The sequence below is a fragment of the Pseudomonas spartinae genome (assembly GCF_965197125.1).
Lineage (GTDB): Bacteria > Pseudomonadota > Gammaproteobacteria > Pseudomonadales > Pseudomonadaceae > Aquipseudomonas > Aquipseudomonas composti_A.
This window is the reverse complement of the sequence record NZ_CBDAMB010000001.1, coordinates 53,009-65,510: the sequence shown is the minus strand read 5'-3', so window position 1 is coordinate 65,510 and position 12,502 is coordinate 53,009. Positions and strand designations below refer to the sequence as shown.

Below are 12,502 nucleotides of genomic sequence, written 5' to 3'. Positions count from 1 at the left end.
TTGAGCTCCTTGCTCAATCTGTTGCGCTGGCGGCCAGCGCCGACAAGGTATTTCGTCGCGGGTTGTACAGCGTGAGGCACCAGACTCCCCACCATTCCTTGCCTTCGTCGAAGTAGCTGCTCCAGGTGCTGCGGTGAGGTTCGGTATCCGCGTTGCCGACCCAGTCGAACACTTGCAGCCCCTCGTCGGGATACAGCCGCAGTGTCTTTTGCCACTCGCGAAAGTCCGTCACTTGCAGCTGTGTGCCGTAGGGCGGGTCGCGAAAGTTCCGACACAGCAAGCCATCCTCACTGGCCAGCTCATGCAGCTCTATAGGGTTGAGAGCCGTTGGGTGTGCTTGTGCAAAATCGGGTGTCAGGTCGGGCCAGCGTTGTTTAGCAAAGCGCGAGTCTTGTGCAATCAGCTCAAGTCGGCCAAGGCGAGCGCGTTCCTCAATGCCCTCGAACAGCAACTGCAACGCCTGCCGGTGTTCCGCCTCGCCGGGCGTAGCCGTCGGGTCGAGCGTCATCACCACGAAGTCGAACACGCAGCCCGCCGCTTCCAGGCGGATGCGTAGTTCGTCGAGTCGTTGGCTTTGCATGGGTTGCAGCATGTCCTTACCTCATCCTTTCACGCACACCACCTGTCGCAGGGTATGCATCACTTCCACCAGCTCGCGCTGGGCGTCCATTACCTGGTCGATGTCCTTGTAGGCCATCGGGATCTCGTCGATCACGTCGGCGTCCTTTCGGCATTCGACGTGGGCCGTGGCCTTGATCTGGTCGTCCACGGTGAACAGCTTCTTCGCCTTGGTGCGGCTCATGGTTCGGCCGGCGCCGTGGCTGCAGGAGCAGAACGCTTCCTCGTTGCCCAGGCCGCGCACGATGAAGCTCTTGGCCCCCATGGAGCCGGGGATGATCCCCAGTTCTCCCTTCTTCGCCGACACCGCACCTTTTCGCGTTACCAGCACCTCTTCGCCGAAGTGGCGCTCCTTCTGCACATAGTTGTGGTGGCAGTTCACCGCTTCCAGTGCCACGTCGAACGGCTTGCTGATCACGCCTCGCGCCGCCGCGATCACCGCGTGCATCATCAGTGCGCGGTTTTGCTTGGCGAAGTCCTGCGCCCAGCCCACGGCTTCCACGTAGTCGTTGAAGTGCTGGCTGCCTTCTTCGAAGTAGGCCAGGTCGCGGTGCGGCAGGTTGGCGATGTGCTGGCGCATATCGGCCTGGGCCAGTTCGATGAACAGGTTACCGATGGCGTTCCCCACGCCGCGTGATCCGCTGTGCAGCATGAACCACACGCGATTGGCTTCATCCAGGCAGACCTCGATGAAGTGGTTGCCGGTACCCAGGGTTCCCAGGTGTTTGCGGTTGTTGGTCTTCTCCAGCTTCGGGTGCTTGTCGGTGATCAGCTTGAAGCGCTCGCTCAGCGCCGACCAGGCGTGGTCGGTCAGCTCCGGCACGTTCTCCCAGGCACCTTTATCGCGGGCACCACGCCCGGAAGTACGGCCATGCGGCACGGCCTTCTCGATGGCAGCGCGCAGACCGGCCAGGTTATCCGGCAGGTCGTGGGCCATCAGCGTGGTGCGCGCGGCGATCATGCCGCAACCGATATCCACACCAACGGCCGCCGGGATGATCGCACCGACCGTGGGGATCACGCTGCCAATGGTCGACCCCTTACCCAGGTGCACATCCGGCATCACCGCCAGGTGCTTGAAGATGAAAGGCATCTGCGCCGTGTTCATCAGCTGCTGCTTGGCGTCCTCCTCGACCGGGACGCCTTGCGTCCACAGCTTGATCGGCTTGCCATTGGCCACTTCCAGCAGGTTGTAAGTCTTGGTTTGCATCGTCATTCACTCGTCATTCGTGCCGGTCATCCGGCGTGTGTGCAGTGCGGCGACTAGAGGTGGTGAAACATGCGCGCTGCTCTATCCCATTGAGCTACCCGTTGCCGGGGCGGGAGTCGAACCCGCAACCTTCACGTTCTGTAGTTCCACCGGCATTCGCCGGGTCAGTCAAAAAAGTGGAGGCCGGGCCTCCGCGCAGCGACGAGATAACGGGCACATTTGCTCTACCGGCTGAGCTACAGCCTTGCGGCTGGCGGGATTCGAACCCGCGACCCAATGTAGTACCCGTGGCATTCGCTGCCGGCCCGCCGTGGCGGGCCAAAAAAGATGCGACGACAAGGTGTGGTGAAACGTTTTCGTGTTCTGCCATTGAACTACGACCCCGCAGTGATGGAGTCGACGGGATTCGAACCCGCATCTCGACCGTGGAAGGGTGTAGTTCCACCGGCATTCGTCGCAAAACTCTGAATCAGGCGGCACGACAAGATGAGTGACTGTTCCGTGTTGCCACGGGCCGGTATCGAAACCGGCATAACAATGTACAGCCACTGGCATTCGTGCCTTCGTGCGCAGTCGACAAGGGTGTGATGAGACGTCTTGGATGTAGTCCCATCGGCATTCGAATGCGCTCGAAATCGTTGATCTGTGTGCCCGGCCGCAATTGGCCGGGCGCGTTGTCATAACTCCATCTGCTCGATGGTGTCGACCCTGTGGCCGGCGCCGAAGCGGCCGCTGGCGAACTGTGCCAGCACATCGAACACCGCGTCGCTGAAGCCGCCGACATTCAGGATGTCCTTGCGGTCCGCCGCCTGCGTGGTGCCGTAGGGCTGCAGATCGATGCAGATCAGCCGCGCTTGCGGGTTGATGTGCTTGATCCGCTCCCACTGCCGCAGGGTTTCGGTGGCGCCGTGGCGGCGGGCGTCGATCCAGGATTCGTTGTCGGAAACCAGAACCAGTGTGTCCACCTTGGCCTTGGCGTCGGCCAGTTGCTTGAGCGGCGCGGAGCAGCTGGTGCCACCACCGCCGACCGCCGCCAGCCTCGAAGCGTTGCTCATCACGCTGTCACGTGGGTTGAGCGCTACCTTCACCACCTTGTTCTCGAACGGCAGTACCTGAGCGCGCGGTTGCTTGCGCAGGATGGCCGCTGCCACCAGCGCCGCGACATCGATGCAGCGCACCGCCGTGGTCGCGCCCTGGCGGTAGCCAGTCACCGGGCTGTGCATCGAGCCGGACACGTCCGGGCACACCACCACGTTGCCGCTCAGCGCCGGCACGTTGGCCAGCGACAGCTCCAGGGCATCCTGCAGCGCCTCGCGCACGGCCAGCGGCACGCCGTCGCCGGTCATGCGGTAGGCGGCCAGCAGCTGGTACGGGTAAACCCGTGCCTTGGCCACGGCTTCGGCATCAGCCAGACGCTGTGCAACCCGCTCTGCGCAACCCTCGACCGCCAGTGCGCCGTGGCGCTGCAGGGTGTTGAGGTTCATGCGCAGGGCCTGCCAGCCCATGCGTCCGGCCAGCTCAGCCCATTGCTCGGCGCTCAGCGTCTCGTTGCCGAGCAACTGGAACGGTACGTCCGGCAGCTCGCTGCTGGCGCCGCTGCGAAAGGCCAGCAGGGCGCGGGTCAGCGGCGGCAGGGCGGCGGCATCGGCCGGCTTGCCGATCAGCCAGGCGAAGAAGGCGGCGCGCCAGGCTTCGCTCGGCTTGGGGTGAACCATCTTCACCACGTCTGCCAGTGACGGCTGGTTGCCGATCGATGCCTGCAGCAGCTGGCGTTCACTGGCCGTGTTCAGCCAGTTCTGCACCAGTCGCTTGGGCTGCGAGCCGAGCGATTTGCGCCCGGTCACGCCGCTGCGCAGGATCTGCACGAAGGTGCGCAGCATCTTGCCGTTGTCCACCACCTGCTCGAACAGCGCCGGCACCAGGCTCGAACGCTGGGCGGCCAGGGCTGCCAGCAGCAGGGCCGGCATGTCTTTCATGTGGCCTTTCTTGCGGGCGTACAGTGCGGCCTTGGCCGCGTAGCGGGCGTCGAGTTCGGCGACCAGCTTCAGCACTTCGGCCAGCTGCGTTTCAGCCTCGGCGTAGAAGGTCTGGTTCAGGCAGCCGGTGACGGCGAGCTGAGCCAGCTTGTGCTTGGGCGTGTAGGCATAAGCCGGTGCCTGCTGCTGATTCAGGGTGTCGCTGGCCGGCAGTTGCGCGGCCCGGGTGTTGAACAGATTGAAGTTGGCCATCGTGGCGTCTCGCTGTGTTTATCCGTTGTGCCAGGACTATTGCAGCGGCTGTGCCAGGTTTCGTTTGCTTGCTGTGATTTATTTTTAAGTTATTGATTTATAAGAATTTAATATTTTATCTTTGCCCGTTATGGAAAACTGCTTGGCAGCGTGCGCTCTGATTTTTATATCTGATAATATCGTTGCTTATCTTTATGGATAGTTTCTGAGGCGGTGGATATGAATGACAAGCGCACGGTCGCCATCGGTTTCATCGGCGCGACCCTGGACCGGGTCGGCAAGGGCGCCAACCGCTGGAACAAGTGGCGGCCGAGCATCGGTCTGTGTCAGCAGGCCGATCTGTTGATCGATCGCCTGGAGTTGATTCACGGTACCGATGCGCGCGACCTCAGCCTGGCCGAACGCATCCGTGCCGACATCCAGCAGATATCCCCGGAGACCGAGGTGCGTCTGCAGCCGATGCACCTGCGCAACCCTTGGGATTTCGAGGAGGTGTATGGCGCGCTGCATGACTTCACCAGCGGTTATGCCTTCGATACCGAGCATGAGGACTACCTGGTGCACATCACCACCGGTACCCACGTGGCTCAGATCTGCTGGTTCCTGCTGACCGAGGCGCGCTATCTGCCGGCGCGCCTGGTGCAGACCTCGCCGGCGCGCAAGCGTGATGAGGCGGCGCAGGTCACCGGCACCCATGCACTGATCGACCTCGACCTGTCGCGCTATGACCGCATCGCCTCGCGCTTTCAGAGCAAACGCCTGGAAAGCCTGGCCTTCCTCAAGTCCGGCATCGCCACGCGCAATGACGCCTTCAACCGCAGCATCGAGCAGATCGAACGGGTCGCGTTGCGCTCATCGGCGCCGATGCTGCTGATCGGCCCGACCGGTGCCGGCAAGTCATTCCTCGCTCGCCGCGTGTACGAACTCAAGCGCAGTCGCCATCTGGTCGAGGGCCGCTTCGTCGAGGTCAACTGCGCCACGCTGCGCGGCGACGGCGCGATGTCGGCGCTGTTCGGCCATATCAAGGGCGCCTTCACCGGTGCGCAGAATGCCCGCGATGGGCTGCTGCGCGCGGCCGATGGCGGCATGCTGTTTCTCGACGAGATCGGCGAGCTGGGCCTCGACGAGCAGGCCATGCTGCTCAAGGCCGTCGAGGAAAAACGCTTCTTTCCGATGGGCGCGGACAAGGAGGTCAGCAGCGACTTTCTGCTGATCGCCGGCACGCACCGCGACCTGCGTACGCGGGTCGCCGAGGGCCTGTTCCGTGAGGACCTTTACGCCCGCATCAACCTGTGGACCTTCGAGCTGCCGGGGCTGGCCGGGCGGCGTGAGGACATCGAGCCGAACATCGACTTCGAGCTGGAGCGTCATGCCCGCGAGCAGGGGCGCATGGTGCGCTTCAACCTGGAGGCCCGGCGCCGCTACCTGGCGTTTGCCAGCTCGAGCGAGGCGGCCTGGCAGGGCAACTTCCGCGAGCTGTCGGCCTCGATCACACGCATGGCCACCCTGGCCGACAGCGGGCGTATCGACGAGGCGCAGGTCGAGGAGGAAATCACGCGGTTGCGGCGAGCCTGGGGGTTGGCCCAGCAGCAGGACGCGCTGGGCGACCTGCTCGGTGAGCAGGCTGCCGACCTCGATCTGTTCGACCGTCTGCAGCTGCAGGCGGTGATCGAGGTGTGCCGCCAGGCCGACAGCCTGTCGGAAGCGGGCAGACGCCTGTATCAGGTGTCACGCCTGGCCAAGGCGCAACCCAACGATGCCGACCGCCTGCGCAAGTACCTGGCGCGCTTCGGCCTGGATTGGCAGGCGGTGTGTCAGTAGTGATACCAACGCAGCTCCAGTTTTACCTCGTTGACCGGGCTGGCGAGCTGGCTGAACTCACGCTGGGCACTCAGGCGCAGGCCGAGGTTGCGTGAGACTTCCCACTGTTGGTTGAGTGACAGGCGGCGGCGCACTTCGCCGTTGTGGAAGTAGTCGCCGGCTGCCTCCAGGGTCAGGTTGCCTACTGGGTTGCGCCAGAGCAGGCCGGTATTGAAGCCCAGCGCGGGGGCGATGACGGCGGCGAAGTCCTCGTTGTATTCCAGGCGTGCGGTGCCGAGGGCGAAGCCGAGCAGGTCGTCGCTCAGCTGCCAGCTGGCGCCGGCACCACCGCTGAAATGGCCGACCAGCCGGCTATCGCCGTCTTCACCCAGTACCCGCTCCAGCCCGCCGCCGACCTGCCAGGACAGCGGCTGCAGCAGTGCATTGCGTGGTGTAAGTGAGCGGATGTTGGCCAGGTCCAGGCGTTGCAGCTGCCAGTGGTTGTTCTCGTACTGACGCAGCTTGAGCTGGAGAATCTCGATCTGCGCGCTGAGGGGGAAGCCGTCGAGGTTGTCGTTCAGGTCGTGGTAGGCCATGCGCAGGCCGTACTCGGCGAAGGCGCGATCATCACGGCTGCCGCCGGCCAGCTGCCAGGTGCGTGACTCGTGACCTTCCTCGGGCAGCGGCGGGCGCTCGACTTCCAGGGGCGGTGGCGGGTTGCGGTTGATCGCGCCGAGCAGTTGGAAACTGCGCTGGGCGTTGCTGCTGCGCTCTTCGTCGTTGGCGTGGTAGCGCACCAGGCGAAAGGCGGCATCCTGAATCAGTGCGCGGCGCTCGGCCGGCAGAGCGAGAAAATCGGCCTCTTTGAGCTGCGCCGGGTCTTCGCTCAGGCGCAGTACCCAGGCTTGTTCGTCACGATCAAGTGGTTCGGCGCGCGCCAGCAGTTCGCGCTCGCGCGACGGGCGATAGTCGATGCGCTCGATCAGCCCCGCGTCCTTGACGGCACGCACGGTGTCGGTGGGTATGGCAGTGAGCGGGAAGTGTTCGGTCAGCTCGATGCCGGGGCGGGCGATTTCCAGCAGCTCGAGCAGACGGTAGGAGCAGTTCTCGTCGAAGAAGAAGTAGTCGAAGCGGATCTGTTTGAGCTCCCAGACGTGCTCGACCATGCGCGCGGTTTCTTCTGCTGTGAGGTTCAGTCGGTATTCCCACAGGTCGCGATTTTCCAGGCGGTTGTATTCGCTGAGCTTGTCGCGGTAGGGCACCAGGGCGAACAGGCCGGGGTAGCCCCCCATCAGCCCGCGCCAGGCATAGAGGATGCTGTTGTCGTCGCCTTCGATGAAGGCGCCGAAATTCAGCGCGTAGCTCAGCAGTGCGGTGTTGTGGCTGTCGATGTCGGGCTGGTCGATGCGCAGCAGGGTGTGGCCGAACATCGACGACGGGCTGTTCAGATAGGCGGCCGGAAACACCAGTACGGTGCTGTGTGGATTGACGTCGGCGAACCAGTTTCGATATTCGGCGCAGTCCGGTTGGGGCAGGTCATCGAGTTGCAATTGCGCCTTGAGCCAGCGCGTGCGCGCCGGGTAGATGCACTGCGGGTGGCGGTCGCCCAGCTCGGCAGGTTGGTACAGCGCCTTGACGGTCGCCCGCAATTCGACGCTCGGGTCACTGGCGCCCTGTTCTGCGAGAAAGAAGTCGTCATCGTCGACATAGCTGCGCCAGCCGCCGAGCTTGCCGGTTTCGTAGTGACCGAGGGCGATCCAGTAGGGATCGTTGGCCAGCTGTTCGACCGTGGCTGCATGCAGGTGCAGGCTGAGGCTCAGGGCGAGAGCGGTGAATATCCGTTTCAAGGTCGCTGTTCTTCTGGTCTTGGCGATGGCCGAGCTTTGGCCACGCGGTCGATGGGTGTCAAGGCAGTCGAGGTTGGCATTTTGCGCAAGTGCTGATCGGCGTCAGTCAGGCACGCTGCGCTGCCGATCACACTGAGCCTTCTTCATTACCCAAGGAGATGGCTCATGGCTCACCGTGATGTGTTGGACGCTCTGCTGCATGACTACACGACCCGTGCCGAGGCGATTCGCTGCGATCTGGGGCGCAGCCACTCGGCGGATTTCGCCGAGCAGGCGCAGCAGCGGCAGAATGATGAAGTGCTCGAAGCCCTGTTGGCGGAGGCCGAACATGGACTGGTGCTGGTGCGTCAGGCACAGCAGCGCCTGGCCGAAGGCCGTTATGGCGAATGCCTGTGCTGCGGTGAGCCGATCGACGCGGCGCGCCTGGCCGCCATGCCGGTTGCCGAGTACTGCCTGCACTGCGCCGAGTTCAACTGAGCGGCGCTTCGACTTCCCGTAGCAGACGCCGGGCGGCCGAGTCGGCGGCATCGATATAGGGCTGCAGGACACTGGCCGCACCGGCGCGATTGAAGGCTTCCAGGTCGCCTTCGCGAAAGGCGCTGAGGGTCACGCTGCCGCGAAAACCGGCACTGCGTGCTGCACGCAGCAGCAACGCATTGACCTCGCGCTGGGGAATGGTGCTGACCAGTGCGCGTGCCTGTGCCAGGGGCAGGTGGGCAATGAAGTCGGCGTCCTCGGCATCGCCGTAGCACACGGCCAGGCCTGCCTGGCGCGCGCTGGCCAGCGCCTGTGGGTCGAAGTCCACGCCCAGCACGCGCAGGCCAGCGTCCTGCAGGCGATAGGCCAGCTCACGCCCGTAGCGACCCAGGCCGTAGACGATGACTTGTGGCTGCGCCTGTGCGGGGGCGTTGTCCTCGGCATTCTCGCGGTGGGCGACACGCCGTTCGAACAGCCCAAGCCAGGGCGCAAGACGTTCGAACAGCGGCTGCGAGTAGAGAATCATGTAGGTGGACAGGGTGATGGTGATGATCCCTACCAGGGTCGTCAGACCCAGCGCCGCCCCGCCCACGTGGCCGAGGCTGATGCCCATGGCAACGAAGATGATGGAGAACTCGCTGATCTGCGCCACCGTCAGCCCGGCCATGAAGCCGGTGCGCTTGCGGTAGCCCATGGCGCCCATGATGGCCATGACGATCAGTGGGTTGCCGATCAGCACGAACAGCGACAGCAGCACGGCGCTGCCGATCTGCTGGTGCAGGTAGGAAAAGTCCAGTTGGATGCCCAGGTGCAGGAAGAAGAACAGCAGGAGAAAGTCGCGCAGGCTGGTCAAACGGCTGGCGATCGCCTCGCGCAGCGGTGTGGAGGCCAGGCAGAAGCCGGCGATGAACGCGCCCAGCTCCTTGGACAGGCCAAGGGCCTCGGCGCCGCCTGCCAGCAGCGTGCCCCAGGCGATTGCGACCAGCATCAGCAGCTCGGGGGAGCGTGCCATGGGCGTCAGCAGGCGGGGCAGGGCGAAGCGCATCAGTGCATAGAGCCCCAGCAGACTGGCCAGCAGCGCAGCGATCAGTGCCAGCGGCGACAGGCCCGCGTGTTCGCCGTTGGCCGGCTGATACAGGCTGATCACCAGCATTGCCAGCACCACGGCGATGTCCTGCACGATGAGAAAACCCATGGCGATGCGCCCATGCAGCGAGTCGATCTCGCCTTTGTCCGATAGCAGCTTGACGATGATGATGGTGCTGGAGAAGGTCAGCGCGACGGCCACGTAACCGGCGCTCGTCCAGTCCAGGCCCAGCAGGCGACACAGGGCCAGCCCCGCGAGGATGGTGAAGGCCAGCTGTCCCAGGCCCGTGGCCAGGGCCACCGCACCCAGGGTGCGGACCAGATGCATGTCCAGTTTCAGGCCAACGACGAACAGCAGCACGGTGATGCCGATTTCCGATAGCAGGCTGATGGAACTGTGATCGCCGGACAGGTTCATCACCGCCGGGCCGGCGAGAATGCCAACCAGAATGTAGGCGATGATCAGTGGCTGGCGCAGCTTCACGGCGAGCATGCCGAGCAGCGCGGACAGGCTGAGCAGGGCGGCGATTTCCTGAAAGGCACTCATAGGCAAGGTTCCTGGTCGTGGGGCTGCCTGTCGTTGTTGCAGGCTTGGCACAGCAATGCATGGCAGCTTATCGATGCGGCGTTTTTGCGCATTGCCCTGAATCAAGCCTTGATCCTCTTCGCGCCACAGGCCCAGAATCACCCCATGTTTTGCGGAAACTTCCGCCCGCTATAAGGATCGCCAATGTCCAAGCGTAGCCTCGATGCTTTGCGCCTTGCCCCCGAATCTCTGACCCGCCCCTTCTCCCCCGAGCAGTTCAGCTTCAGCAGTACCGATGACCTCGAACCTTTCCGCGGCGTACTGGGCCAGTCCCGTGCGGTCGAGGCGCTGCAGTTCGGCGTGGCCATGCCGCGCCCCGGCTACAACGTGTTTGTCATGGGTGAACCCGGCACCGGGCGCTTCTCCTTCGTCCAGCGCTATCTCAAGGCCGAAGCCAAGCGCATGGAAACGCCGGCCGACCGCGTCTACGTCAATCACTTCGACGAACCCCGCGAGCCACGTGCGCTGGAGCTGCCAGCCGGCACCGCGAGCGATTTCATCGCCGACATCAACCAGTTGATCGACAACCTGCTGGCCACCTTCCCGGCGGTGTTCGAAACGCCGACCTACCAGCAGAAGAAAAGCGCCATCGACCGCAGCTTCAACAAGCGCTACGACCAGGCGCTGGACGTGATCGAGCGACTGTCGCTGGAGAAGGGCGTGGCCCTGTACCGCGACAGCACCAATATCGCCTTCACCCCGATGGCTGACGGCAAGGCGCTGGACGAAGCCGAGTTCGCGCAGTTGCCCGAAGCCGAGCGCGAGCGTTTCCACGCCGATATCGCCGCGCTGGAAGAGCGCCTCAATGAGGAGCTGGCCAGCCTGCCGCAGTGGAAGCGCGAGTCGAGCAACCTGCTGCGTCAGCTCAATGAAGAGACCATCACCGTTGCCTTGCAGCCGCTGCTGGCGCCTTTGTCGGAAAAATACGCGGAAAACGCCGGTGTCTGTGCCTATCTCCAGGCCATGCAGGTCAATCTGCTGAAAACCGCCGTCGAGCAACTGGTCGATGTCGACAAGGCCGATCCACAACTGCGCAAGCTGCTGGAGGAGATGTACTGCCCGAGCCTGGTGGTCGGTCACCATGCCAATGGTGGTGCGCCGGTGGTGTTCGAGTCGCACCCGACCTACGACAACCTGTTCGGTCGCATCGAATACAGCTCCGATCAGGGCGCCTTGTACACCAGCTATCGTCAGCTGCGCCCAGGTGCGTTGCACCGTGCCAACGGCGGTTATCTGGTGGTCGAAGCGGAAAAACTGCTCAGCGAACCCTTCGTCTGGGAAGCGCTGAAGCGCGCCCTGCATTCGCGTCAGTTGAAGATGGAGTCGCCGCTGGGCGATCTCGGCCGCATCGCCACCGTCACGCTCAACCCGCAGGTCATCCCGCTGCAACTGAAGGTCATCATCATCGGCTCGCGCCAGCTGTATTACGCGCTGCAGGATGCCGATCCGGACTTCCAGGAAATGTTCCGCGTGCTGGTCGACTTCGACGAGGACATCCCGCTCGCCGAGGACAGCCTGGAGCAGTTCGCCCAGTTGATGAAAACCCGTACCTCGGAAGAGGGCATGGCGCCGATGACCGGTGCTGCCGTGGCGCGTCTGGCCACCTACAGCGCACGCCTGGCCGAGCACCAGGGGCGCCTGTCTGCGCGTATCGGCGACCTGTTCCAGTTGGTCAGCGAGGCCGACTTCATTCGTCAGCTGGCTGGCGAGACGATCACCGACGTCGGCCATATCGAACGGGCGCTGAAGGCCAAGGCCACGCGCACCGGACGCGTTTCGGCGCGGATCATCGACGATATGCTGGCCGGCATCATCCTTATCGACACCTGCGGTGCTGCTGTTGGCAAGTGCAACGGTCTGACCGTACTGGAGGTCGGCGACTCGGCTTTCGGGGTGCCGGCGCGCATTTCCGCCACCGTCTACCCCGGCGGTAGCGGCATCGTCGATATCGAGCGCGAGGTCAGCCTCGGCCAGCCGATCCACTCCAAGGGCGTGATGATCCTTACCGGCTTTCTCGGTAGCCGCTATGCGCAGGAATTCCCCCTGGAGATTTCCGCCAGTATCGCCCTGGAGCAGTCCTACGGTTACGTCGACGGTGACAGCGCTTCGCTGGGCGAGGTGTGCACGCTGATCTCGGCACTGTCGCGCACCCCACTCAAGCAGTGTTTCGCCATCACCGGCTCGATCAACCAGTTTGGCGAGGTGCAGGCGGTCGGTGGCGTCAACGAGAAGATCGAAGGCTTCTTCCGCCTGTGCGAGGCACGCGGCCTGACTGGCGAGCAGGGTGTGATCATCCCGCACTCCAACGTCGCCAACCTGATGCTCGACGAGCGCGTGCTGCAGGCCGTGCGAGAGGGGCAGTTCAACGTCTACGCGGTACGCCACGTCGACGAGGCCCTGAGCCTGCTGGTCGGCGAGGCGGCGGGGCACCCGGACGAGAAAGGGCGCTTCCCCAAGGGCAGCGTCAACGCCCGTGTGGTCGAACGCCTGCGCGATATCGCTGAAATCGGCCTGGAGGAAGAAAGCAAGCCAGCCGAGGCTGGCAAGGCGAAAGCCGAAGCCGAGGTGGCAGCGGCGAAACCAGCCAAGGCGCCGCGGCGCAAGAAGGACGAGGGAGAGGGCAGCGCGGGCTGAGCAAATCTCGCACGAT

General features: G+C 63.9%; 8 protein-coding genes. 3 read left to right on the top strand and 5 right to left on the bottom strand.

Annotation, left to right across the window (positions count from 1 at the left end; translation table 11 throughout):
- Positions 1 to 13: 13 nt before the first annotated feature.
- The 3 genes from ACN8M7_RS00295 to ACN8M7_RS00285 all read right to left on the bottom strand — a co-directional run bounded on the left by ACN8M7_RS00295 (position 14) and on the right by ACN8M7_RS00285 (position 4,056).
- A complete protein-coding gene (locus ACN8M7_RS00295; RefSeq protein WP_061241933.1) occupies positions 14 to 592 on the bottom strand; it encodes a hypothetical protein in 579 nt (192 codons plus the stop codon).
- Positions 593 to 601: 9 nt separating this feature from the next.
- Positions 602 to 1,828: an RtcB family protein gene (locus ACN8M7_RS00290; RefSeq protein WP_490259385.1), complete on the bottom strand. Its 1,227-nt coding sequence runs from the start codon at positions 1,826 to 1,828 to the stop codon at positions 602 to 604.
- A 677-nt stretch (positions 1,829 to 2,505) separates the two neighbouring features.
- A complete protein-coding gene (locus ACN8M7_RS00285; RefSeq protein WP_490259384.1) occupies positions 2,506 to 4,056 on the bottom strand; it encodes a vWA domain-containing protein in 1,551 nt (516 codons plus the stop codon).
- A gap of 219 nt (positions 4,057 to 4,275) precedes the next feature.
- Here ACN8M7_RS00285 and rtcR point away from each other — a divergent pair, with 219 nt between their 5' ends.
- Entirely contained in the window at positions 4,276 to 5,877 is a 1,602-nt protein-coding gene (rtcR, locus tag ACN8M7_RS00280) for an RNA repair transcriptional activator RtcR (protein ID WP_490259383.1), read from the top strand.
- On the opposite strand, the gene ACN8M7_RS00275 is transcribed toward rtcR, so the two are convergent.
- Entirely contained in the window at positions 5,871 to 7,703 is a 1,833-nt protein-coding gene (locus ACN8M7_RS00275; RefSeq protein WP_490259382.1) for an Lnb N-terminal periplasmic domain-containing protein, read from the bottom strand. The two genes, rtcR and ACN8M7_RS00275, sit on opposite strands and share 7 nt — an antisense overlap.
- 165 nt (positions 7,704 to 7,868) lie before the next feature.
- Between ACN8M7_RS00275 and ACN8M7_RS00270 the strand changes: the two genes are divergently transcribed.
- Positions 7,869 to 8,180: a TraR/DksA family transcriptional regulator gene (locus ACN8M7_RS00270; protein ID WP_490259381.1), complete on the top strand. Its 312-nt coding sequence runs from the start codon at positions 7,869 to 7,871 to the stop codon at positions 8,178 to 8,180.
- Here the strand turns inward: ACN8M7_RS00270 and ACN8M7_RS00265 are convergent.
- Positions 8,173 to 9,813 carry a cation:proton antiporter gene (locus ACN8M7_RS00265; RefSeq protein ID WP_490259380.1) on the bottom strand — a complete coding sequence of 547 codons (1,641 nt, stop codon included), beginning with the start codon at positions 9,811 to 9,813 and terminating at the stop codon, positions 8,173 to 8,175. The genes ACN8M7_RS00270 and ACN8M7_RS00265 overlap by 8 nt on opposite strands.
- Positions 9,814 to 9,996: 183 nt before the next feature.
- Between ACN8M7_RS00265 and ACN8M7_RS00260 the strand changes: the two genes are divergently transcribed.
- A complete protein-coding gene (locus ACN8M7_RS00260) occupies positions 9,997 to 12,486 on the top strand; it encodes a Lon protease family protein (protein WP_490259379.1) in 2,490 nt (829 codons plus the stop codon).
- Positions 12,487 to 12,502 lie beyond the last annotated feature (16 nt).

Bases quoted from the DNA above. Each gene is read 5' to 3' on its own strand.
- ACN8M7_RS00295 (WP_061241933.1), bottom strand. From the start codon at position 592: ATGCTGCAACCCATGCAAAGCCAACGACTCGACGAACTACGCATCCGC.
- ACN8M7_RS00290 (WP_490259385.1), bottom strand. From the start codon at position 1,828: ATGCAAACCAAGACTTACAACCTGCTGGAAGTGGCCAATGGCAAGCCG.
- ACN8M7_RS00285 (WP_490259384.1), bottom strand. From the start codon at position 4,056: ATGGCCAACTTCAATCTGTTCAACACCCGGGCCGCGCAACTGCCGGCC.
- rtcR (WP_490259383.1), top strand. From the start codon at position 4,276: ATGAATGACAAGCGCACGGTCGCCATCGGTTTCATCGGCGCGACCCTG.
- ACN8M7_RS00270 (WP_490259381.1), top strand. From the start codon at position 7,869: ATGGCTCACCGTGATGTGTTGGACGCTCTGCTGCATGACTACACGACC.
- ACN8M7_RS00265 (WP_490259380.1), bottom strand. From the start codon at position 9,813: ATGAGTGCCTTTCAGGAAATCGCCGCCCTGCTCAGCCTGTCCGCGCTG.
- ACN8M7_RS00260 (WP_490259379.1), top strand. From the start codon at position 9,997: ATGTCCAAGCGTAGCCTCGATGCTTTGCGCCTTGCCCCCGAATCTCTG.